Below are 23,586 nucleotides of genomic sequence, written 5' to 3'. Positions count from 1 at the left end.
AATGCCTGGGATGAGCGGAACCTTGGAGACAGCCGGCCTTGTCGAGTTCCCGGGCGGTTGCTGCCTGCGCTGCCATGTCGCAGCTGGCTAGCAGGCCGTTGAAAAGCGTAGGTAGTTTTTCAACAGCCTGCTAGACGCGAAACGCCTGTACGGCGCTATGTAGTTGGCTGCCCAGGTGCAGCAGGCGCTCGCTTTCGTTGCGTCCGCTGGCGATCAGGCCGAGGTTGTCGTCGCCCAGTTGGTGAATGCGTTCACCGTGCTCGCGAATCTCGCTGACCGCATCGCTCTGTTGCGCGGTGGCCGCGGCGATGCGCTCGGCCATGCTGGCGATGGTGCGAATGGCGCTAACGATCTCGTCCAGCGCGCCATCGGCCGCCGCGGCCTTGCCGGCAGTGGCCTCGGCATGTTCGACCTGGGCGCGCATGGCCTGTACCGACTGATGCGCCGCCTGTTGCAGGCGACCGATGACGTCCTGGATTTCCGCCGTGGCGCTGCCGGTGCGCTGCGACAGTGAGCGCACTTCGTCGGCGACCACGGCGAAGCCACGGCCGGCCTCACCGGCACGAGCGGCCTCGATGGCGGCGGTGAGGGCGAGCAGGTTGGTCTGTTCGGCAATACCGCGAATCACCGTGAGCACGCCGCCAATGGTGGCCGTTTCGTCGGCCAGGCGTTCAATGGCCTGGGCGTTGCCCTGAACCTCGGTGACCAGCGCGTGCAACCCCTGCAGGCTCTGGCCGATGACTTGTTGGCCCTGAGCCAGGGCGCGGTCGGCGTCGCGGCTGGCGTCGGCTGTCTGGCTGGCGTCCTGGGCGACCTGGCCGATGGTTGCTTCCAGCTCGCCCAGTGCGTCGCGGATCAGCGCGGTATCGCTGGCCTGGCGTTCGGCGCCGCCGTGCAGGCCGCCGCTGAGGTCGGCCAGGGTGCGGCTTGAGCCAGCAACATGCTCGGCATGGCCGCGGATGCTGGCGACCAGCTCTACCAGATAGCCGCGCAGGTGATTGAGCGAGTCTTCGATATCGCGCAACTCGCGGGTGCGAGAGTGGATGCTGATCGGCGTCGCGAAATCACCGCTAGCCCATTGCGACAGCGCCGGTACCAGGCGTCCGAGCACCTGTGCCAGGCGCCTTTGGATGCGGTCGATAACCAGGGCGATCAGCAGGATCAGGCCGATCATCAGGCCCTGAATCAGCCTTACCTCGCCCTGAATGCGCGCGTACTCACCTTTTACCAGCGGCTCCAGCGCCGCCAGTGCCTGCTGCACCTGGGTCACGCGCTCGGTCGTGGTCACGGCCAGTTGCTGGCGTTGCTCAACCAGCTCGCGGGTACGTTGCAGTTCGCTGGGGTAGCGGCGCACCAGCGTGCCCAGTTCACGTTTCAGGTCGATGCCGCGATCCTGCGCCTGTTGCTCCTGTTGTGCATCATCCAGCCCGAGCAGTGCGGCGAAACCGACGTTGGCGGAGCTGTCGGCCTGTTGCACGCCAAGTAGCGGCAGCTTATCCAGCGTCTCGACCTGCTGGGCAAGGGCCTTGAGTTCACGCTCGACATCGCCGAGCAGTTCACTGCGCCCCTGGCTGATAAAGCGTTCACGGGCGTGAGCGAGCTTAAGCAGGCGCGAGCCCGCGTCCTGCAGCGGCTGGCGATAGTCACCGGCTGCCGGGCCGCTGCCACTGGCTGCGTACTGGTTGAGCTGTTCCAAAGCGGCGAGCATCTCGCGCTCGGCTTGCAGCAGCAGACCCTGCGGATCGCCAGCCAGCTTGCCGGCGGCCAGCAGCTGATTGGCGCTGAAGTCGCGCAGTTGTTCCAGGCTTGGGCGCAGCTCGGCGGTCAGTTGTTGCGGCAGTTGTTCGATAGATTCGTCGAAGGCGTCGATGGCCTGGGTTGCAGCGCTGTGTTGCACGGCGTTGCCGCTGGCCAGGTAGGCCTGAATGTTGTCGGCCACTTCGCGCTGAAACTGCTGGGATAGCGTCAGGTAGCGCTCCATCAGTTGCACCGGCTGCTGCAGTGCGCGCTGCGACCACCACAAGGTTGCCGCCAGGGCGACACAGACGGTGACCAGCAACAGGGTATTGAGGTTGGTAAGCAGCTTGAGGCGCATGACGGGCTCGATCGACAACTGAACGATGCCCGCGAGCGTATTGCGGTTTGGTTACATCCTGATGACGCCGTGAACGGCGTCACGTTCGGCGGCGCTTTATTCGTCGTCGTACAGCTCCACGCGGTTACGACCACCATGTTTGGCCTTGTACAGCGCCTCGTCGGCGCGCTTGGACAGTGCGTTGCCGTCCAGGCCGGGTTGCAGCATGGCGATGCCGCAACTGAAGGTGCAGGACAGGTCCTGCGGCTGGGCTGGGTAATGGATTTCGGCGAAGCGCTGGCGAATTTCCTCCAGTACCTTGAGCGCCGATTGTTCGTCAGTGTCGGGCAGCACCACGGCGAATTCCTCGCCGCCGTAACGGCCGATATGGTCGGTCTTGCGCAGGCGTTGCTTGAGGAACAGCGCCAGGCTCTTGATCACCCGGTCGCCCATGGGGTGGCCGTAGGTGTCGTTGACCTTCTTGAAGTGGTCGATGTCGAGCATGGCGAAGGCCAGCGGTTGCTCTTCGCGGCGTGCGCGGAAGCAGGCGTCGTCGAGCAGTTGCAGGGTGTGAGTGTGGTTGTACAGGCCGGTCAGGCTGTCACGCACCATGCGCGCCTTGAGGTTGCGTGCACGGGCTGCGCGGTTGCGCACGGTGGCGATCAGGTGGCGTGGCTTGATCGGCTTGGTGAGGAAGTCATCGCCGCCCTCGCTCATGGCATCGAGCTGCTTGTCGAGGTCGTCCTCGGCCGACAGATAGATGATCGGCACGCTGACGTAGCGGTCGTTGTGGCGGATCACCTTGGCCAGTTCGGTGCCGTTGCACTCGGGCATGTACATGTCGAGGATGATCAGATCCGGCTGGAACTCGGCCAGCGCATCCATTGCCAGGATAGGCTCGGTAAGGGTGTGGGTGAGGATGCCGGCGCTGTTGAGTACGCGCTCGGTGTGCGTCGCCTGGGCTTTGGAGTCGTCGACGATCAGCACCTTGTACGGGTCGTATTGCGAGGCGTGAGTCAGCACTTCGATGCGTTCGAGCAGGCTCGATGCATCCAGCGAGCCAGTGAAGAACTCCTGGCCGCCGGCGCGTACGGCGGCCAGGCGTGTCGGGGTGTCGGTGTCGCAGTGGCTGAAGAACAGCAGCGGAATCTTCTGCTCCAGGCCTTCCTGCACCGAGCCTGCCAGCTCCAGCCCGGCGCCGGCGAAGTCGACGTCCATGACGATGGCGGCGGGGTGGCGTTCGGTGATGGCGGCGCGGAAAGCACGCTCATCGCTCAGTGCCTGCGCGGCCAGGCCGAAGAACTCCAGTTGCTGGGCCAGGCGCTCGGCGCGTTGGGCGTCCTGCAGGGCGAGATACACCGGTTTGCGCAGCGGTGGCAGGAAGGTTTGCTCGAAGGCGTCGCTATGGCGTAGGCCGGTACGTGAAAGGCGTTGCATGGCCTGATTGAGGCGAGCGATCAGCGTACTGTTGAGACGGCCGCGATTTTCCACGACCTCGTCGAGGCTGGTGCCAATGCTTTGCGCCAGTTGCGCATGCTCGATCTGCTCGAAGCGCTCGGCGTAACGCAGCAGGCGCAGGTTGGCTTCGGTCAGCTCGGCCATGCCGGCGTCGTTCCATTCGCTGCGCTGCAGGCGTTGCCATACTTCCAGCACCTGGCGCGCCTGATGAATCACGCGCTGGGCGAAGTGATGCTTGAGGCGATCGCGACTGGGATCCGGGTGCTCGGTCATGGGCCGACTTCTATAGGTGGTTAAGTCAGTGGTGGCTTGATGCTATCACTTGCTGCGGGCGCTGGCATTGCCGTCGATCAATTGACGGCCGTATTTCTGTCGAATAAGCGACAGAAATGTAGTTTTCCCATACCAGCGGTAAGTTTGCGCCTGCGCCCTGCGTTTTGCAGTGGGCTTGCCTTATAGTGCGGAACAGGTCGCAACCCGTTGGCCAGGTTGTGGTCGAACACTCGAATTCGCTTAAAAAGGGACACTGTCATGCTGGACTGGAAGAATCGCTCGACGAACTCGCAGGGCAGCGCCGATAAGGCCTCAGGGCGCGACCGCAGCGGTGGCAACCTGATCGCTCGATCACTGGGCGGCCTGATCGGTGTCTATCTGCTGATCGCCCTGGTGGTCGGTTGGTACTGGAGTCAGGAGCCGTCTGCGTTTCAGGTGCAGCAGCATGCTCAGAGCGCGGCGCAGCAGGCGCAGCGCCAGATGGTGACCGGTTACACCACGGTGGAAACCCTCAAACAGGTCGCCAGCACGCTGCTCGACAAGCCGGGCGGCTACCTGTCCAACGACCTCGCGCCGCCCGGCCTGTGGCTGGACAACATGCCGAGCTGGGAATACGGCGTACTGGTGCAGGTGCGTGATTTCTCCCGTGCGCTGCGCAAGGATTTCGCCCGCTCGCAGTCGCAGTCGACCGAAGACCCGGACCTGGCCAAGGCCGAGCCGCGTTTCCACTTCGATAACAAGAGCTGGGCATTGCCGGCCTCCGAGTCTGAATACCGCGAGGGCATCAAGTCGCTGGATCGCTACCTGGCTCGTCTGTCTGATACTGGGCAGAAGAATGCGCAGTTCTATGCCCGTGCCGACAACCTCAACAACTGGCTGGGCGATGCCGGCACTCGTCTCGGCTCGCTGTCGCAGCGCCTGTCGGCCAGCGTCGGCCAGGTGCGCCTGAACGAGAACCTGCAGGTGGGCAACGACGCCGAAGAGTCCGGACTGGTAGGGCGAGATGGCGTGTACGAGACGCCGTGGCTGCAGATCGACAACGTGTTCTACGAAGCTCGCGGTCAGGCCTGGGCGCTGGCTCACCTGCTGCGCGCGATCGAGGTCGACTTCGCCGACGTGCTGGCGAAGAAGAACGCCACTGTCAGCGTGCGTCAGATCATTCGTGAGCTGGAAGCAGCGCAAGCCACTCTGTGGAGTCCGATGATCCTCAACGGCAGTGGCTACGGCATCCTCGCCAACCATTCGCTGGTGATGGCCAACTACATCTCCCGTGCCAATGCCGGCATGATCGATCTGCGTCAACTGCTGAGCCAGGGTTGATGGTCGCGATTTCGGCAGCGGAAGCGGCGCATCGCGTCGCTTCCGATCAGGAGCGGGTGGCCTGGGTCGATGAGCATGATCAGCCACTGGGTGGTGTTTCCCGGGCCGAGCTACGCGAGCAGCGCCTGATCGGACGCGGCACCTACATCCTGTTGTTCAATTCGGCTGGGCTGCTGTGCGTGCACCGGCGCACCCTGAGCAAGGCGCTGTATCCCGGCTATTGGGACGTAGCGGCCGGCGGCATGGTGCTCGAAGGTGAGGACTACCGGCTTTCTGCCGAGCGTGAGCTGGCCGAAGAGCTGGGTATCGTCGATGCCGAGCTGATCGAGCATGCGCACTTTCTTTACGACGCCCCGGAAAGCCGCCTGTGGTGCATGGCCTATTCGGCGGTGTCCGATGCGCCACTGCTGCTGCAGCCGGAGGAAGTGCTGGAGGCACGCTTCATCAGCATCGAGCAGGCGCTGGAGGAAACTCAACGCCTACCTTACTGCCCGGACTCGTTGGCGGCGTTGGAGCGCTATATGAACAGGCCGCTTGCGGCCTTCCGATGACCCTCTCCCATTTATGGGAGAGGGTGCCCGAAGGGCGGGAGAGGGTGGTTGTGTTAGCTCCTGCGCGTAGGGTGCGCTGTGCGCACCGAAGCGCCGTCTCAGATCTAAAGGTGGTGCGCACGGCGCACCCTACGGCGTCGTTGATTCCGAGCGCTCCGTGCACGATGACGAACAGCGTCGCCAAAGTACCGAACAATGACGCAAATTTGGTCTTAGCAAGCCCGGTCTTTGCCGTTAAACTGCGCGGCCTTTTCGGCGGACGTCTGTCCGCCTGCGCTGCCCCTGCCTGAGTGGGGCTTCGCGGCTGAATCCGTTCAGCCAGTCGCTATCCTGACCCCTACGAGGACAAGCCGGTGGTCAAGAAAGCCTCTTCATTCTCCACCTTGAGCGGTCTCGTCTATTCCACCGATGGTGGTCGCCATTGCCCGGATTGCAACCAGGCGGTGGATGCCTGCATCTGCAAACAGACGCGCATTCCCGATGGCGACGGTATTGCCCGTGTGCGCCGGGAAACCAAGGGCCGTGGCGGCAAGACCGTCACCACCGTCAGTGGTGTGCCGTTGGCCGAAGAGCCGCTCAAGGAGCTGGCCAGCGCGCTGAAGAAGCGATGTGGCACCGGCGGCGCGCTCAAGGATGGGGTGATCGAGATCCAGGGTGATCACGTCGAGCTGTTGTTGGCCGAGCTGAGTAAGCGCGGGTTTACTGCGAAGAAATCCGGCGGCTGATAAGCCCTTTTCTAAACTTCGATGACGCTACTACGGTCAACCGCCGAGCAAACGTCATCTTGCTTTCATCATTTCTAAACTGGCCGCCAGCAAGGTCAGGCTTTTCTCATGGGAGAACCCGATGTCCGCACGACGCACCCGCAAAGACGACGGCAGCCAATGGACCGTAGCCGATAGCCGCAGTGTCTACGGCATTCGCCACTGGGGCGCCGGCTATTTCTCGATCAACGACGCCGGGCGCATCGAAGTGCGTCCCAACGGGCCGGACAGCCAACCCATCGACTTGTATCAGCAGGTCGACGAGCTGCGTCAGAGCGGCCTGTCGTTGCCGCTGCTGGTGCGCTTCCCGGACATTCTGCAGGACCGTGTACGGCGCCTGACCGGTGCCTTCGACGCCAGTATTGAGCGCCTGGAATACCAGAGCCGCTACACCGCGTTGTATCCGATCAAGGTCAACCAGCAGGAAGCGGTGATCGAGAATATCATCGCCACGCAGAATGTCTCCATCGGCCTCGAAGCCGGCTCCAAGCCCGAGCTGCTGGCGGTGCTGGCGCTGGCGCCGAAGGGCGGCACCATCGTCTGCAACGGCTACAAGGACCGCGAGTTCATCCGTCTGGCGCTGATGGGGCAGAAGCTCGGCCACAACGTGTTCATCGTCATCGAGAAAGAGTCGGAAGTCGCCCTGGTGATCGAAGAGGCGGCCGAGCTCAAGGTCGCGCCGCAGATTGGCCTGCGCGTGCGCCTGTCCTCGCTGGCATCCTCCAAGTGGGCCGATACCGGTGGTGAGAAGTCCAAGTTCGGCCTGTCTGCGGCGCAGATCCTTTCGGTGGTCGAGCGTTTCCGCGCGGCCGGGCTGGACCAGGGCATCCGCCTGCTGCACTTTCATATGGGCTCGCAGATCGCCAACATCGCCGATTACCGCAAGGGCTTCCGCGAGGCCATCCGCTACTACGGCGAGCTACGTGCCATGGGCCTGCCGGTCGATCACATCGACGTCGGTGGCGGCCTCGGTGTGGACTACGACGGCACCCACTCGCGTAACGCCAGCTCGATCAACTACGACATGCAGGACTACGCCGATGCCGTGGTCGACATGCTCAAGGAGTTCTGCGACCGCCAGGAAATCCCCCATCCGCACATCTTCTCCGAGAGCGGTCGGGCGATGACTGCGCACCACGCCGTGCTGCTGGTGCAGGTGACCGACGTCGAGCGTCACAACGACAAGGTGCCGGAGATCGACGCCAGCGTCGAACAGCCGGAAATCCTCCAGGTGCTGATCGAACTGCTCGACGACAGCGACCCGGAAATGGTCGCCGAAACCTACTGGCGCGCCACCCACTACATCGAGGAAGTGGCGGCTCAATATTCGTCCGGTAAGCTTAGCCTGGCGCAGAAGGCGCTGGCCGAGCAGTGCTACTTCGCCATCTGCCGCCGCCTGCACAACCAGCTCAAGGCCCGTCAGCGCTCGCACCGCGCGGTGCTCGACGAGCTCAACGACAAGCTCGCCGACAAGTACATCTGCAACTTCTCGGTATTCCAGAGCCTTCCGGACACCTGGGCCATCGGCCAGATCCTGCCGATCCTGCCGCTGTCGCGCCTGGACGAGGAGCCGCTGCGCCGCGCGGTGCTGCAGGACCTGACCTGTGACTCCGACGGCAAGATCCGTCAGTACGTCGACGAGCAGTCCATCGAGACCAGCCTGCCGGTGCACGAGCTGCGTGAAGGCGAGGATTACGTGCTGGGCATCTTCCTGGTGGGCGCCTACCAGGAAATCCTCGGTGACATGCACAACCTGTTCGGCGACACCGATTCGGTGAATATCTACCAGGCCGCCGATGGCAGCGTGGTGCACGCCGGCATCGAGACCCATGACACCATCGAGGACATGCTGCGCTACGTGCACCTGTCGCCCGAGGAGCTGATGACCCACTACCGCGACAAGGTCGCCAGCGCCAAGATCAGTGCCCGTGAGCGCACGCAGTTCCTCGATGCGCTGCGCCTGGGCCTGACCCGCTCGTCCTACCTGGCGTCCTGATCCTCAGCTGATTGCCGTCGCCAATCGTCGAGTCAGGTGCAATGCCTGCTCGGCGCTGGCGATATTGGTGAAGCCCAGCAGCAGCCCGCTGCCACACGGTTGCTGGCGTGCCCACTGCGACAACGCCATTACAGCCAGCCCCGCGCCTTGTGCGCCGGCCGCCAGGTCGACGTCATTTTCTGATTCGTCGAGCCGCGCCAGCAGGTGAATGCCGCCGGCCTGCAACTCCACCTGCAAACGCGAACCGAATACCGCCTCCAGCGCCGCAGCCAGAAAGCCTCGACGCTGCGCATAGAGCGCGCGCATGCGTTTGAGGTGACGGGCGAAGTGGCCCTGATCGAGAAAGTCTGCGGTGATGGCCTGCGCCAGTGCGGGGCAGCCATGATCGAAGGTGCGCGCGCAGGCGGCGAAGCGTTCCACTTGCGCCGGCGGCACCACCAGGTAGGCAAGGCGCACGCCGGGGAACAGCACCTTGCTGAAGGTGCCGCAGTACAGCACGCGACCGTGGTGATCGAGGCTTTTCAGCGCCGGTAGCGGTCGTCCGACGTAGCGGTATTCGCTGTCGTAATCGTCCTCGACGATCCAGGCCTGGCTGGCTCGAGCCCATTCCAACAGCGCCAGGCGCCGTGGAAGACTCAGGGACACGCCGAGCGGGCTCTGGTGTGAAGGCGTGACCAGTGCACAACGGGCATCGGTAGCGAGCCTGCGTCCTTCGTCCACGCATAGGCCCTGGTCATCCACCGGCACTGGAATCAGCTGTAGATCGGCACCTTCGAGCGCCTCGCGCGCCTTGAAATAACCCGGGTCTTCGAACCAGCAGGAATCGCCCGTCTGCAGCAGTGCGTGACGAATCAGCAGCAGTGCGCCGCGATAGCCGGCTGTGATGAACACCTGCTGCGGCTCGCAGGTGATCCCGCGTGATACGCCCAGGTAGCGCACCAGGCTGCGGCGCAAGGCGAGCAGGCCCTGTGGGGCGGGGTAGTCGAGGTCGGCACAGGTCAGCTGACGCAGATGACGGGCACCGAGACGACTCCACAGCTTGCGCGGGAAGGCGTCCAGCGCCGGCAGGCCGAGCTGGAAGGGTAAAACATCGGGTGTTCGCCCCTCGCCAGGACGTGACGATTGCTGGGGCATGGCGGCAACGGCCGCACCGTCTGGCGCGTGGGGTAGTTGTGGCGAAACCACGGTACCCGCCGGACCGCGCGGCAGCAGATAACCCTCACCGATCAGCAATTGATAGGCCGCCTCCACCGTGCCGCGCGCCAGATTCAGCTCGCTGGCTAGCGCGCGTACCGACGGCACGCGCTCACCGGGTTGCAGGCGGCCTTCGCCAATGGCTTCGCGCAGGCGCCGGTAGAGCTGCAGATAGATCGGCGTGGCCTGATCGCGCTCGGGCGCGAGGCGAATGCTGTGCATGCTCATGTCCTAGTCGATTGTTAAGGTCTTGGCTCTATCGACTATGCCATGTTCTACCTAGAGTGACGGCATCTTCGTTGGAGAACCTCCATGACCACTGCCACTGACTGCCGTTACGACTGGCTCGCCGCCCCGGACGAGTTACGCGCCTGCTTCCCCCTGATGCGTGTTCTACGCCCGCACCTGAACGACGCCGATGATTTCCTTCAGCGCCTGCAACGTCAGGCCGAGCAAGGTTATCGCCTGCTGGCGGCGCAGGTCGGTGATGAGGTGCTGGGCCTGGCCGGCTGCCGCTTGCAGGAGAACCTGCTGCATGGGCGCTTCTTCTATGTTGATGACCTGATCACCCGTGAGGACCTGCGCAGCCAGGGCATTGGTGATCGACTGCTGGTCGAGGCGCGTACAGAAGCATTGCGCCTCGGCTGCGCCAACCTCGTATTGGATACCGCATTGGGTAACGCACGCGGGCAGCGTTTCTACTACCGTCAGGGCTTGCTGGGTATTGGCATGCATTTTCGTCAGGAGCTTTGAGATGCAGCGAATTCTGTTGTTGGAGTGCGGCCCTTATGGGCAGCAGAGTCGTGGTAGTCGCCTGGCTCAGGAGTTGGTCGAGCGTTTGCGTCAGCGTCATCCCGCTGTGCAGGTACTGGAGCGTGACCTGGCCCGCGAGCCCTTGCCGGCGCTGACGGCGGACTATGCCGGAGCGCTGGTGGCGCTAGCGCCGAACGATGATCCGGCGCTGGATATCTCCGAGCGCCTGATCCAGGAGCTGGAAAACAGCGATTGCCTGGTGATCGCTACACCAATGCACAATTTCACGGTGCCGGCCGCGCTCAAGCTGTGGATCGACTACGTGCTGCGCATCGGTCGCAGTTTTGCCGCCACCGAGGCTGGCAAGGTTGGGCTGCTGGCGGATCGACCGACCTTCGTTGTGGTCAGTTCGGGTGGCTACTACCGTGGCGAGCTGGCTCGCCAGCCGGATTTTCTCACCGCCTACCTGCGCCATGTGCTGAGCACTATTGGCATTCACGATCTGGAGTTCATTCACCTGCAAGGACTGGTGCGGGGGCAGGAGCATGCCGAAACGATGCTGGCGCAGGCGCGCGAGCAACTGGCTTTTAACCTCCATCTCGCGCCTCAAGGAGAAGCGTCATGAGCGCATTGCGTCAGCCCTATTACGAATTATCCGCCGAGGCGATGCAGGGCCTGCTTGCCACCAAGGCGGCGCTGGAGCGTGGCCCGCTGGGCAAGGCGCTGGTTGAGTTGCTCTACCTGCGTGTATCGCAGGTCAACGGCTGCGCCTATTGCCTGGAGAAACACAGTGAGTCGCTGCGTGAGGAGGGTGTGCCACAGATCAAGCTGGACAGCCTGGCAGGGTGGCGTGTGAGTCGTCATTTCGACGCGCGGGAGAAGGCGGCACTGGCCTGGGCCGAATCGCTGAGCGAGATCGCCAGCAGCCACGCCGGCGATGATGATTACCGGCCGTTGGAGGCGCACTTTTCGCCCCGGGAAATCTCCGATCTGACCATCGCCGTCGCCCTGATGAGCGGGTTGAACCGGTTGGCCATCGGCATGCGTCTTTGAGCGCTAACCCGTTGCGATCACGCCATAGCCGCGCGCCATCAGCGCGGCTAGCAATGGAATGAACAGCAGCGCCAAGAGTTCCAGGCGAATGCTCCAGGTCACCAGGCGAAGCTGCCGAGCGCTTGGCTCGGGTACCTGGCCAGCTTTCACGGCGCTACGCCATTTGATGAATACCAGCGTGGGCAGGATCGATAGCAGGCCGACAAGGACGAAAAGCCCGACCTTGGCATGGAACAGGCTGTTGCCCATGTAGTAGGCGGCGCCCTTGCCGAACCACAGCACGCGGGCAACACCGGTGGCCAGCACCAGAACGGCGCAGATGCCATAGGCCAGGTCGGTGATCATCAGACTGCGCGCACGGGACAGATCCAGCGGCGTCTTGAACAGCACGTGCTCGATGCTGAGCAAGGCGAACAGGGCGAAGATCGACAGGTAGTGCAGATAGGCGACGAGCGCGGCAGCCATACGTACTTCCTCTCAATGGGGGCAGGGCGCGAACTCGGTGCGATTGCGGCCGCCGTGCTTGGCCCGGTAGAGCGCCTGATCGGCACGCTTGAGCGCATCCGCGCTGCTCTCGTCGGGGCCCTGCAGGGCACAGCCGAGGCTGGCGGTCTGCTGCAGTTGGGCCTGCTCCAGCTGCATGGGCTGGCTGGCGATGGCCAGGCGGATGCGCTCGGCAATCTGCAGCAGTTCCTGCTCATCGTGCACCCGGGTGAGGATGACGAATTCCTCACCGCCATTGCGGGTCACTACATCCTGCGGACGCACCGCACCGCTCATGCGCCGTGCACTCTCCCACAGCACGTGGTCGCCGCCATCGTGGCCATGGGTATCGTTGACCCGCTTGAAATGATCCAGGTCGCAATAGATCAGGCCCAGGCGTAGCTGGCTACGCTCGGCCGCAGCCTGCTCCAGCGGCAGAAAGTGCAGCAGCCCGGCGCGGTTCCAGAGTTGCGTCAGTGGGTCGAGCATGCCCTTGCGCTGTTCGCGGCTGAGGGCGTCACGCAAATCATCGAGCTGCAGCGAGTTCTGCTGCAGTTGCAGGTAGCCTTCGGTCAAGTAGGCCAGGTCGCGCAATTGGGATTTCTCTCGCTCGCTCAGTTGGCGTGCTTCAGGGTCGGCCAAACACAGGGTGCCCAGCGGGATGCCCTCTGCGTCGTGCAGCGGCCAGCCGGCGTAGAAGCGCGCGCCAGGATTGCGTAAGGCCAGCTCGGTACCGGCAAAGCGCACGTCGACGTGGCTATCCTCGATAAACAGGGGCTCGTCCTGCATCACGGCGTGGGAACAGTAGGATAGGCTACGTGGTGTTTCCGACAGGTCCAGGCCTTGGCGGCTCTTGAACCACTGGCGGTCACGGTCGACCAGGGTGACCAGCGCCGTTCTGACGCCGAACAGGTCGTGCGCCAGGCGAGTCAGTGTGTCCAGATAAGGGTCGGCAGGGGTGTCGAGTAGTTCCAAGCGATCGAGCGCCTGTTGGCGCAGGGTCTCGTTAACGGGACTCGGGGTATCGAGCATGGGGCGATCTCTCCTTAAGCAGGGGAAGGGAACCACAGGTCGCGACGGCTCAGTTGCCAAGCATAGACAGCCAACACCAGACTGCGCAGCCCCATGAATGCCAGAAATGCCAACCACAGCCCGTGGTTGCCCAGGCTTTGCAGCCACCAGGCCAGCGGCAACGCCAGGGCCAGCGCGATGAGCATGGCGTCGCGCATCTCACGGGCGCGCGTAGCGCCTATGAACAGACCGTCGAGCAGGTAACTCCACACCGCCAGCAGCGGCAGCACGGCCAGGTACGGCAGGAAGGTCAGCGCCAGTTCACGTACTTCGGCGATGTTGGTGAGCATGCCGACGAACCAGTGGCCGCCAAACAGGAAGAACAGCGCGAAAGCGGCACTGGCCAGCAGCGACCAAGTTCCGGCCACCAGCAGCGAACGGCGCAGCGCATCGCGGTCACGCGCGCCCAGCGCATGGCCGCAAAGGGCCTCGACGGCATGTGCCAGGCCGTCGAGGGCGTAGGCGGTCAGCGTCAGTCCATTGAGCAGCAGTGCGTTGGCCGCCACCGTGGCATCGCCCAGGCGCGTGCCTTTCACGGTGATCAGAAAAAACACCAATTGCAGTGCCAGGGTGCGGATGAAGATATCGCGGTTGACTGCCAGCAATGGGCGCCAGTTGCTCCAGCGTTTCAGCGCGCTGCTGTCGAGGCGGCCGGGATAGCGTGCCAGCGCGCTGCGGGCCAGCCACAGGCCGAGCAGGGCGCCGCTCCATTCGGCGATCACCGAGGCCCAGGCCGCACCGGCCACGCCCCATTGGAGACCGAGCACGAATAGCAGGTCGAGTGCCACGTTGATCAGGTTGGCAGTCATCAGAATGGCCAGCGGGCCTCGCGCGCTCTGCGTGCCCAGCAGCCAGCCGATCAGGGCATAGGTCGCCAGGCTGGCGGGCAGGCCGAACAGGCGAATCTGAAAGTACTGGCGCGCCAACTGATCCAGCTCGGCGGAGGGTTGCATCAGGCTCAGCGCCGCACCGCTCAACGGCAGTGCGAGCAGGCCCAGCAGCAAGGCCATGAACACGCCCAGCCCGAGCCCCTGCACCAGCACCTGGCGCAGGGCGCTGCCGTCCTCGCGACCTGCGGCCTGGGCCGCGAAGCCGGTACTGCCCATGCGCAGAAAACCCATCGCCCAGGTCAGCAGGGTATAGAGGCTGCCGCCTACCGCTACGGCCGCCAACTGGTGGGCATGCGGCAAGTGGCCGACCACGGCGGTATCGACCAGCGCCACCATGGGCACTGACAGGTTGGAGAGAATCATCGGGGCGGCCAGGGCCCAGACCTTTCTCTGGGTCGGCGCGTGGCGCCAGGCTTCGAACAGGGTGTACATGGGGGCTTCCGTTCCAGCAAAGCGCCGATTATAGGCACAGGGTGGACTGTGCGCAGCTTGGCGGATTTCGTCGCTTCGCCTCGTCGGCGCTGTAGCCGCTCGGCTATAGTATCGGCCTTCGCGCCCCCACTCTCCGGAGCCCGCAATGCCGAACAAAGGACTGCTTCTGGCCTTGGTGCTGAGCCTGCTCAGCGCTTGTGATTCTTCTGAACCCCCTGCCACGGTGACCCCCGCCGCTCCTGCTGCGCAGCAGCCGCAGGCGCCCAAACCAGCAGTCGATCGCGACGCGCTGGCCAAGCGCTATGCCGGACGCGAGCTGGAAGTGGTCGACGTTTCCGAGGTGCAGCTCGACGGCGCCAGTGCACTGTCGGTGACCTTCTCCATCCCATTGGACCCCGACCAGCCCTTTGCCGAACGCTTGCATCTGGTCGACAGCACTGCCGGCAAGGTCGACGGCGCCTGGGAGCTGACCGACAACCTCAGCGAGCTGCGCCTGCGCCACCTGGAGCCGCAGCGCAAGCTGGTGCTGACCATCGATGCCGGCCTGAAATCGATCAATGGCGGCAAGCTCGCCAAAGAGCAGGTCAGCCGCATCGAAACCCGCGATCTGCAGGCCAGCGTCGGTTTCGCCAGCCGTGGCTCGCTGCTGCCGACCCGACTGGCCGAAGGCCTGCCGGTGATCGCGCTGAACGTCGACAAGGTCAACGTCGAATTCTTCCGCATCAAGCCCGAGGCGCTGCCGCGCTTCCTGTCCCGCTGGGGCCGGGCCAGCAATCTGGATACCTGGGAGGCGCGCGAACTGCTGCCGATGGCCGATCTGGTCTATGGCGGACGCTTCGACCTCAATCCGGCGCGCAATACCCGTGAAACCTTGCTGCTGCCCATCGCCGGCCTGGAGCCGTTCAAGCAGCCGGGCGTGTACCTGGCAGTGATGCGTGAGGCCGGCAGCTACAGCTATTCGCAGCCGGCGACGCTGTTCTCCCTGAGTGATATCGGCTTGTCCGCGCATCGTTATCGCGACCGTCTCGACGTGTTCACCCAGGCGCTCGAAGGTGGCAAGGCGCAGTCCGGCGTGCAGCTCGAGCTGCTCGATGGTGAAGGCGCGCTGCTGGCTGAAGGCAAGACCGATTCGGCTGGCCATGCACAGCTGCCCTTGCCGGAAAAGGCTCAGGTGCTGGTGGCCAAGCAGGACGAGCAGACCAGCCTGCTGCGCCTGAACACACCGGCGCTGGACCTGGCCGAATTCGACATCACCGGGCCCAAGGCACATGCCCTGCAATTCTTCGTGTTCGGCCCGCGCGATCTGTATCGCCCTGGCGAAACCGTGCTGCTCAATGGCCTGCTGCGTGACGCCGACGGCAGCCCGGTCAAGGCTCAGCCGGTCAGCGTCGAGGTGCGTCGCCCGGATGAGCAGATCAGCCGCAAGTTCGTCTGGAATGCCGGTGATGACGGTCTCTATCAGTATCAGCTGCCACTCGCCGAAGAGGCCCCGACAGGCCGCTGGCAACTGTTGCTCGACCTGGGTGACGGCAACCCGCAGCTCTACGAATTCCTCGTCGAGGACTTCCTGCCCGAGCGCATGGCCCTGGAGCTCAAGGGCCAGGAGCAGCCTTACGCGCCGAGCGACAGTGCCGAGTTCGCGGTGACTGGCCGCTACCTCTACGGTGCCCCGGCCGCTGGCAACCGCCTGACCGGGCAACTCTACGTGCGTCCGCTGCGTGAGGCGGTGGCGAGCTTGCCGGGCTATCAGTTCGGCGACATCACCGAGGCCGACCTGAGCCAGGACCAGGAGCTCGACGAGCAGAATCTGGATGACCAGGGCCGCGCCATGCTGCGCCCGGAAAATCGCTGGAGCGACGCCAAGTCGCCGCTGCGCCTGATCCTCCAGGCCAGCCTGCAAGAGTCCGGTGGTCGCCCGATCACCCGCCGCATCATCCAGCCGGTATGGCCGGCCGAGCGTTTGCCGGGCCTGCGTGGGCTGTTCGACGGCGAGGAAGTCGACGCCGACAGCCTGGCCGAGTTCGAAATCCTCGTGGCCGACGCCGCCGGCAACAAGCTGGCGGCCGACAACCTCAACGTGCGCCTGGTGCGTGAGCGCCGCGATTACTTCTGGAGCTTCTCCGACGGTGAGGGCTGGCGTCACAACTACAACGAGAAATTCCTCACCCTCAGCGACGAGCCGCTGAAGATCGCTGCCGGTGGGACTGCCAAGGTCAGCTTCCCGGTGGAGTGGGGCCCATACCGGGTCGAGGTTGTGGACAGCCAGACCGGCCTGGTCAGCAGCCTGCGTTTCTGGGCCGGCTACCGCTGGCAGGACAACGCCGACGGTGGCGCAGTGCGCCCGGACCAGGTCAAACTGGCGCTGGACAAGCCTGCCTACGCCGCGGGCGAGGTGGCCAAGATCACCGTCACCCCGCCGGCTGCCGGCAATGGCTACCTGCTGGTCGAGTCCAGCGAGGGGCCGCTGTGGTGGCAGGAAATCAGCGTGCCGGCCGAGGGTAAGACCTTCGAGCTGCCCATCGACAAGAAATGGGCGCGTCATGACCTCTATCTCAGTGCTTTGGTGGTTCGTCCCGGCGAGCGCAAGGCGCAGGTCACGCCCAAGCGTGCCGTCGGCTTGCTGCACCTGCCGCTGGAGCGCGCTCCGCGCAAGCTGGCAGTCAGCCTGGAAGCACCGGAAAAAATGCGTCCCAAGCAGCCGCTGAAGGTCAAGGTCAGCGCACGCAATGCCGACGGCAGCATCCCTGACAAAGTGCATGTGCTGGTTGCTGCGGTCGACGTGGGCATCCTCAATATCACCAGTTACGCCACCCCCGATCCTTTCGCCAATTTCTTCGGGCGCAAGGCCTATGGCGCTGACCAGCTGGACATCTATGGCCAACTGATCGAAGCGCAGGGGCGTGTCGCCAGCCTGGCCTTCGGCGGTGACGCCGGCCTCGCCGCCGGTGGCAAACGTCCGGATACCAGTGTGCTGATCGTCGCCCTGCAGAGCGATGCGCTGAAGCTTAACGACAAGGGCGAGGGCGAAGTCAGTCTGGATATCCCCGACTTCAACGGTGAGCTGCGCCTGATGGCGCAGGCCTGGACCGACGAGCGCTTCGGCATGGCCGAGGCCAAGACAGTGGTGGCCGCGCCGCTGATCGCCGAACTGTCGATGCCGCGCTTCCTTGCCGGTGGTGACGAAACCACCCTGGCGCTGGATCTGACCAACCTGTCTGGCAGCGAGCAGAAGCTCGACGTGCAACTGGGCGTGGAGGGCCAACTGCGCCTGCTCGGCAAGGGTGAGTCGCCGATCAGCCTGAAGGATGGTCAGCGCACTACCTTGCGCATTCCGGTGCGCGCCGAAGGTGGCCTGGGCCAGGGCCGTATCCATGTCGAGGTGCAGGGCCTGGCTCTGCCGAGCGAGGACCTGGCTGACTTCAGCCGCGAGTGGACACTGGGCATTCGTCCGGCGTATCCGGCGCAGTTGCAGCACTTCCGTGCGGTACTGGGGGGGGGCGAGCCGTGGAGCATGCCGGCGGGCATCCTCAATCAGTTCGAACCTGCCGGGCTGGAGGCCGTGTTGGCACTGTCGAGCCGTCCGCCGCTGAATCTCGGTGAGCAGATCCGCGCGCTCAAGGCTTACCCCTATGGCTGCCTGGAGCAGACCACCAGCGGCCTGTATCCGTCGCTCTACGCTGACGCCGCGAGCCTCAAGCGTCTCGGCCTGGAAGGCGAGCCGGACGAGCAGCGGCGCAAGAGCATCGAGCTGGGGATCGAACGCCTGCTCGGCATGCAGCGTCACAGTGGCGGCTTCGGCCTGTGGAGCGCCGAGAGCGAAGAGGAATACTGGCTTACCGCCTACGTCACCGACTTCCTCCTGCGTGCTCGCGAGCAGGGCTTCGGCGTACCGCCAGAGGCACTGAAGAAGGCCAATGACCGCCTGCTGCGCTACCTGCAGCAGAGCAGCCTGATCGAAGCCAGCTATAGCCAGGACTTCGCCCACACCCGCTTCGCCGTGCAGGCCTACGCCGGCTACGTGTTGGCGCGCAGCCAACAGGCGCCGCTGGGTGCGCTGCGCAGCCTGTTCGACCGTCGCAACGACGCCCGCTCTGGTTTGCCGCTGGTGCAACTGGCCGCCGCATTGAAGCTGATGGGCGATGTACCGCGCGCCGAGCAGGCGTTGAATCAGGGCTTGATCCAACAACGCGATGGCGAACGCTGGATGGCTGACTATGGCAGCCCGCTACGTGATCAGGCGCTGATTCTCGCCCTGCTGGAAGAGCATGATCTGGCTGCCGGTCAGCGCGAGCAGCGCCTGTTCAACCTGGCGGATGAGCTGGCCGGTCAGCGCTGGCTGTCGACCCAGGAGCGCAACTCGCTGTTCCTCGCCGGTCGCGGCATTCTCGGCAAACCCGAGCAGACCTGGAGCGCCAAGCTGGCCAGCGGCGCCTTCCAGTTCGACCTGAGCAACCAGCAGCCCGGCATCAAGCTGGAGCGTGCGGAGCTGGCCGAACCGCTGAGCGTGAGCAACGCCGGCAGCGCCACGCTGTATCAGCAGCTGACCCTGTCCGGTTACCCGACCCAGGCGCCGCGCGCCGGTGGCGAGAACCTCAGCATCGAGCGCGAATACCTCGGCATGGATGGCCGTCCGCTCGATTTGCAGCGCCTGGACAGCGGCGAGCTGGTGCTGGTGCACTTGGCCGTGCGCGCCAAGCAGCGTGTGCCGGACGCCCTGGTCGTCGACCTGCTGCCGGCCGGCCTGGAGCTGGAGAACCAGAACCTGGCGCAAAGCGCGGCGAGCCTCGACGACGCCGGCAGCAACGTCAAGGAATGGCGCCGCTCCATGCAGAACGCGCGGATCAAACACCAGGAATATCGCGGCGACCGCTACGTGGCCGCCGTGGATGTGGAGGAGTACGGCACCACCCATCTGCTCTACCTGGCCCGTGCGGTGACGCCGGGCAGCTACCGCGTACCGCCACCGCAGGTGGAGTCCATGTACCGGCCGAGCTGGCAGGCGCTGGGTAGTGCGCCGGATAGTCTGGTGGTGAGGGGGCGCTAAAAGCGATCCCGGATTCATTTGGGCTACAGTCTGCGTAGCCTGGGTGAATCCGGGAGCTTGTACTGACCATGCCATTCAAACGCTGGCGGCGTTGGCTGCTGATCCTCCTGCTCCCCCTGACCCTGCTCTGGCTAGCCGACCAACTCTTCCCACTACCCCTGCCCGAGGATGATCTGGCGCGGGTGGTGCTGGCCGAGGACGGCACGCCGTTGTGGCGCTTCGCTGACCGTGATGGCGTATGGCGCTACCCGGTGACGCCCGAAGAGGTCTCGCCCTATTACCTGGAAGCGCTGCTGACCTACGAGGACCGCTGGTTTCGCCAGCACCCTGGGGTCAATCCGCTGGCGCTGGGGCGCGCGGCCTGGCAGAACCTCACCGGCGGGCGCGTGGTGTCCGGCGGCAGTACGCTGTCGATGCAGGTGGCGCGGCTGCTCGATCCGCATGGACGTGACCTGCCCGGCAAGCTCAAGCAGCTGTGGCGCACGGTGCAGCTGGAATGGCACCTGTCCAAGGACGAAATCCTCACCCTGTACCTGAACCGCGCGCCTTTCGGCGGCACCCTCGAGGGCGTGGCGGCGGCCAGCTGGAGTTACCTGGGCAAGCCGCCGAGCCAACTGACCCGTGCCGATGCCGCGTTGCTCGCGGTGCTGCCGCAGGCGCCCAGCCGCTTGCGTCCGGACCGCCATCCTGAGCGCGCCCAGGCCGCACGTGACAAGGTGCTGCGGCGCCTGGGCGAGTTTCAGGTGTGGCCCCAGTCCCAGGTAGACGAAGCGCTGGAGGAACCAGTGTTTCTCGCGCCGCGCCGTGAGCCAAGCCTCGCGCCCTTGCTGGCGCGGCGCCTGAACCGTGCCGGCAGCCCGCCGCTGATTCGCACCACTCTCGATGCCGGCTTGCAGCTGCGCCTGGAAGATCTGCTGCTGGGCTGGCGCGCGCGCCTGCCAGAGCGCACCTCGGCGGCGATTCTGGTGGTCGAGCACGAAAGCATGGCGGTGCGTGCCTACCTTGGATCGGTGGATATCGCTGATACCTCGCGCTTCGGTCATGTCGACATGGTTCGCGCCCTGCGCTCGCCGGGCTCGACGCTGAAGCCCTTTCTCTACGGTATGGCCCTTGATGCCGGGCTGATTCATTCCGAGTCGCTGCTGCAGGATGTGCCCCGGCACTATGGCGACTATCGGCCCGGCAACTTCGCCGCCGGCTTCATCGGTCCGGTATCGGCCAGCGAGGCGCTGGCCACCTCGCTCAATTTGCCGGCCGTGCAGTTGCTTGAAACCTACGGGCCGAAACGCTTTGCCGGTGAGCTGCGCAGTGCCGGTGTGCCGATTCGCCTGCCTGCGCTGGCTGAGCCGAATCTGGCACTGATCCTCGGGGGCGGCGGTTCGCGCCTGGAGTCGCTGGTGGCAGGCTACAGCGCCTTCGCGCGCGGTGGTATGGCGGCCAAGCCGCGCCTGCAGCCGAGTGATGAACTGCGCGAGCGACGCCTGCTGTCGCCCGGCTCGGCCTGGATCATCAGGCGCATTCTCAGCGGTCAGGCGCGCCCTGATCGTGACCCGCGTGCCTACCTGGCGCAGCGCCCGACCCTGGCGTGGAAAACCGGCACCAGCTACGGCTTTCGCGATGCCTGGGCCATCGGCGTCGGCCCGCGTCACCTGATCGGTATCTGGATCGGTCGCCCGGACGGCACGCCGGTGCCTGGCCAGTTCGGACTGGCCTCCGCCGCGCCGCTGTTGCTGCAGGTTCACGATCTGCTGGTCAACCGCGACAGCCAGCGCGGTATCGCCACACCGCCTGATCCACAACCTGCCGAAGTGGGCGTGGCGGCCATCTGCTGGCCGCTGGGGCAGCCAATGAGCAGGGACGACCCCAACTGCCGGCGCCTGCGTTTCGCCTGGACGCTCGAAGGAACCACGCCACCCACGCTGCTGGCAGCCGATCAGCCACTGGGGAGCGGGTTGCGCGAGCGCTATTGGGTCAATGCCCAAGGCCTGCGCATCGGTTCAGGTTGTGCCGGGGCCGAAGCGCGTGAACTGGCCTTGTGGCCGGCACCGCTGGAGCCCTGGCTGCCGCGCAGGGAGCGGCGTGCTGCGCGCTTGCCACATATCGATCCAAGCTGCCCGCCACCACAGAGCAGTCAGGTGTCACCGTTGTCCATCGTCGGTGTGCGCAATGGCGATCGCTTGCGTCGGCCGCAAGGCAGTCACGAAACGCTAAGGCTCAATCTTTCGGCCCTGGGCGGCAGCGGCCGGCGCTGGTGGTTCCTCGATGGCCAACCTATTGGGGAGAGCACTCAGGATGCTCCCTTCAACCACGCGTTCGCCAGTGGCCGGCATCAACTGAGCGTGCTCGACGAAGGCGGCCAGACCGCTCGTCTGGAATTCAGCGTCGGGCCCTGAGGGCAATTGGCTACCGCTCTGCAGGCGCCGGCAGCTCTGGGCTGAGGGCCTGATCATGGCTACGAATGATCCTGGCTGGAGGTAATAAAGCTTGGCCGTGAGCCGCCGATATGAAATCTGGCGGTAACCTAATTGCAATTTGTGTACATTTTTGTATCCAATTGCCTGGCCAAACTCCACACCACCACCAGGAGAAGCCTACATGCGCCTCTGGCAACGCAGTATTCAGTGGCAATTGATCCTCAGCATGGGCGCCGCCCTGCTGGCCAGCATTCTGATCGTCGTCGGCATCTACTCGGCGGTAGTCAATCGCCTGACAGAGCGCTACCTGATCGAAGAAGCGCTGCCAGCGCGGGTGCTGGCTATCCGTAACGATCTGGAGCGGGTGCTGACTGCGCCGATTACCGCCAACGCCTCGATTGCCGAGAACAGCCTGGTGCAGGACTGGCTGGCCGCTGGTGAGGATGCGGCCCGGCGTGATGAGTTCGCGCGCTACCTTGAGGGCGTGCGCGCCCAGCAGAACGCCATGACCACTTCCATCGTCGCCCTGACCAGTGGCAACTACACCACCGGTGAAGGGCTGATGCGCACCCTCGACCGCAGCCAGGCGGAGAACCAGTGGTTCTACCGCCTGGTCGACAGCGACCGTGACCGGGTGCTGGAAATCGACATCGACAAGACGACTCGGTTGCCCACGCTGTTCATCAACCAACGCATCAAGCAGGGCGGCAAGACCCTTGGTGTGGCGGGGCTCGGCTACAACCTGGCGGACATGTCGAAGATGATCAGCGAGTTCCGTTTCGGCGAGCGCGGCCAGGTGTTTCTCATCGACAGCCAGGGCAACGTCAAGGTGCATCCGCGTTCGGAGCTGAGCGGCACTGGCAAGCTCGGCGAGCTCTTCGGCGCCGATGCCAGCCGTCAGGTGCTTGTGGGCGATAGCCGGGCAGTACGTTTCGAGCGCGATGGCGAGACCTTTCTCGCCGTGGCGCAGAAATTCGCCAGTATCGACTGGCTGCTGGTCAGCGAAGTGCCCGAGGCTGAAGTCTATGCCGAGGCGCGCCAGGCGCTGCTGATGACCAGCCTGATTGGCGTCGCCGTGGCGCTGTTGTTCCTTGGCCTGGTAGTGCTGCTGGCTCGCGGTCTGGTGCGACCGATCCGTCAGGTGACTCAGGCACTGGTGGAAATCGGTGGCGGCGGTGGTGACCTGACGCGCCGTCTGGATGAATCGCGAGCCGATGAATTGGGCGACCTGGCGCGAGGCTTCAACCGTTTTCTCGCCAGTCAACGCGACCTGATCGGCGATGTGCTGGCCACCAGTGAGCGGCTACGTACGGCGGTCGTTCAGGTAGCGCGGGTGGTGGAAAACACCGCAGGGCGCGCCGGCCAACAGCAGGAAATGACCGATATGGTGGCCACAGCCGTGCACGAGATGGGCCTGACCGTGCAGGAGATCGCGCGTAACGCCAGCAACGCCGCTCAGTCCTCGCGCAGTGCGCGCGAAGAGGCGCAAACGGCGCGCCAGGTCGTGGGCCAGTCCATCGCCCACATAGAACGCATGTCTGCCGATATTGGCAGTGCGGCCGGAGCGGTGACCGAGCTGGCCGAGCAGGTTGCTTCCATCGACCAGGTGCTGGCAGTGATTCGCGGTATCTCCGAGCAGACCAACCTGCTGGCGCTCAACGCGGCCATCGAGGCCGCACGCGCCGGGGAGATGGGCCGCGGGGGGGCCGGGGGGGGCGGGGGGGGGGGGCCGCGGGGCCCCCGGGGCCCCCCCGCGCCGGGCGCGGGGGCCCGCCAGGTGGGAGGGCGGGGAGCCGGGGGGGGGGCGGGCGGGGGC

Annotated in this window: 15 protein-coding genes and 2 pseudogenes; 11 read left to right on the top strand and 6 right to left on the bottom strand. The window is 64.9% G+C overall.

Going from position 1 to position 23,586, the window contains the following annotated elements; translation table 11 throughout:
* Positions 1-130: 130 nt before the first annotated feature.
* Together EGJ86_RS25510 and EGJ86_RS00115 are read right to left on the bottom strand one after the other, a co-directional pair.
* Positions 131-1,174 (bottom strand): methyl-accepting chemotaxis protein, encoded by a 1,044-nt coding sequence (locus EGJ86_RS25510; RefSeq protein ID WP_372237950.1) that lies wholly within the window; start codon positions 1,172-1,174, stop codon positions 131-133.
* A gap of 1,017 nt (positions 1,175-2,191) precedes the next feature.
* On the bottom strand, positions 2,192-3,805 hold the full coding sequence (locus EGJ86_RS00115; protein WP_125833482.1) for a PleD family two-component system response regulator: 1,614 nt from the start codon (positions 3,803-3,805) through the stop codon (positions 2,192-2,194).
* A 258-nt stretch (positions 3,806-4,063) separates the two neighbouring features.
* Here EGJ86_RS00115 and EGJ86_RS00110 point away from each other — a divergent pair, with 258 nt between their 5' ends.
* The 4 genes from EGJ86_RS00110 to speA all read left to right on the top strand — a co-directional run bounded on the left by EGJ86_RS00110 (position 4,064) and on the right by speA (position 8,436).
* Positions 4,064-5,125 (top strand): DUF2333 family protein, encoded by a 1,062-nt coding sequence (locus tag EGJ86_RS00110; RefSeq protein ID WP_099522627.1) that lies wholly within the window; start codon positions 4,064-4,066, stop codon positions 5,123-5,125.
* Positions 5,125-5,676 carry an NUDIX hydrolase gene (locus tag EGJ86_RS00105; protein WP_125833481.1) on the top strand — a complete coding sequence of 184 codons (552 nt, stop codon included), beginning with the start codon at positions 5,125-5,127 and terminating at the stop codon, positions 5,674-5,676. The genes EGJ86_RS00110 and EGJ86_RS00105 overlap by 1 nt, the downstream gene beginning before the upstream one ends.
* A gap of 353 nt (positions 5,677-6,029) precedes the next feature.
* Positions 6,030-6,401: a translation initiation factor Sui1 gene (locus EGJ86_RS00100; RefSeq protein ID WP_125833480.1), complete on the top strand. Its 372-nt coding sequence runs from the start codon at positions 6,030-6,032 to the stop codon at positions 6,399-6,401.
* A 121-nt stretch (positions 6,402-6,522) separates the two neighbouring features.
* Positions 6,523-8,436: an arginine decarboxylase gene (gene speA, locus EGJ86_RS00095; RefSeq protein ID WP_099522624.1), complete on the top strand. Its 1,914-nt coding sequence runs from the start codon at positions 6,523-6,525 to the stop codon at positions 8,434-8,436.
* Between the two features lie 3 nt (positions 8,437-8,439).
* On the opposite strand, the gene EGJ86_RS00090 is transcribed toward speA, so the two are convergent.
* On the bottom strand, positions 8,440-9,852 hold the full coding sequence (locus EGJ86_RS00090; RefSeq protein ID WP_125833479.1) for a PLP-dependent aminotransferase family protein: 1,413 nt from the start codon (positions 9,850-9,852) through the stop codon (positions 8,440-8,442).
* 90 nt (positions 9,853-9,942) lie between these two features.
* Between EGJ86_RS00090 and EGJ86_RS00085 the strand changes: the two genes are divergently transcribed.
* The 3 genes from EGJ86_RS00085 to EGJ86_RS00075 are packed head-to-tail and all read left to right on the top strand — an operon-like array spanning position 9,943 to position 11,436.
* Positions 9,943-10,383, top strand: coding sequence for a GNAT family N-acetyltransferase (locus tag EGJ86_RS00085; RefSeq protein WP_125833478.1), 441 nt, complete (start codon positions 9,943-9,945; stop codon positions 10,381-10,383).
* 1 nt (position 10,384) lies between these two features.
* Positions 10,385-11,008, top strand: a complete 624-nt coding sequence (locus tag EGJ86_RS00080) for an FMN-dependent NADH-azoreductase (RefSeq protein ID WP_099522622.1) — start codon at positions 10,385-10,387, stop codon at positions 11,006-11,008.
* A complete protein-coding gene (locus EGJ86_RS00075; RefSeq protein WP_099522621.1) occupies positions 11,005-11,436 on the top strand; it encodes a carboxymuconolactone decarboxylase family protein in 432 nt (143 codons plus the stop codon). Before EGJ86_RS00080 ends, EGJ86_RS00075 begins: the two co-directional genes overlap by 4 nt.
* Before the next feature lie 3 nt (positions 11,437-11,439).
* Here the strand turns inward: EGJ86_RS00075 and EGJ86_RS00070 are convergent, their stop codons facing one another.
* Genes EGJ86_RS00070 through EGJ86_RS00060 form a run of 3 tightly spaced genes read right to left on the bottom strand, consistent with a single transcriptional unit; the run spans position 11,440 to position 14,312 of the window.
* The gene (locus tag EGJ86_RS00070; RefSeq protein WP_125833477.1) at positions 11,440-11,901 is read right to left on the bottom strand and encodes a DUF2214 family protein; all 462 of its coding nucleotides are present in this window, start codon (positions 11,899-11,901) and stop codon (positions 11,440-11,442) included.
* 12 nt (positions 11,902-11,913) lie between these two features.
* Complete coding sequence (locus tag EGJ86_RS00065; protein WP_125833476.1) at positions 11,914-12,951, bottom strand: diguanylate cyclase; 1,038 nt, start codon at positions 12,949-12,951, stop codon at positions 11,914-11,916.
* A gap of 14 nt (positions 12,952-12,965) precedes the next feature.
* Complete coding sequence (locus tag EGJ86_RS00060; protein ID WP_125833475.1) at positions 12,966-14,312, bottom strand: MATE family efflux transporter; 1,347 nt, start codon at positions 14,310-14,312, stop codon at positions 12,966-12,968.
* 145 nt (positions 14,313-14,457) lie between these two features.
* On the opposite strand from EGJ86_RS00060, the gene EGJ86_RS00055 reads away from it, so the two are divergent.
* From EGJ86_RS00055 to EGJ86_RS25505, 4 genes and pseudogenes are all read left to right on the top strand, one after another.
* Entirely contained in the window at positions 14,458-19,356 is a 4,899-nt protein-coding gene (locus tag EGJ86_RS00055) for an alpha-2-macroglobulin (RefSeq protein WP_125833474.1), read from the top strand.
* A gap of 68 nt (positions 19,357-19,424) precedes the next feature.
* Positions 19,425-21,749 (top strand): peptidoglycan glycosyltransferase PbpC, encoded by a 2,325-nt coding sequence (pbpC, locus tag EGJ86_RS00050; RefSeq protein ID WP_125833473.1) that lies wholly within the window; start codon positions 19,425-19,427, stop codon positions 21,747-21,749.
* Positions 21,750-21,951: 202 nt separating this feature from the next.
* Positions 21,952-23,019 (top strand): annotated as a pseudogene (locus EGJ86_RS00045) (cache domain-containing protein); the annotation flags it as partial.
* A 126-nt stretch (positions 23,020-23,145) separates the two neighbouring features.
* Positions 23,146-23,478, top strand: a pseudogene (locus tag EGJ86_RS25505) (methyl-accepting chemotaxis protein); the annotation flags it as partial.
* Between the last annotated feature and the right edge of the window lie 108 nt (positions 23,479-23,586).

The organism is Pseudomonas sp. o96-267 (assembly GCF_003935465.1).
Classification (GTDB): domain Bacteria; phylum Pseudomonadota; class Gammaproteobacteria; order Pseudomonadales; family Pseudomonadaceae; genus Aquipseudomonas; species Aquipseudomonas sediminis.
This window is presented reverse-complemented; position numbering and strand designations above follow the sequence as displayed.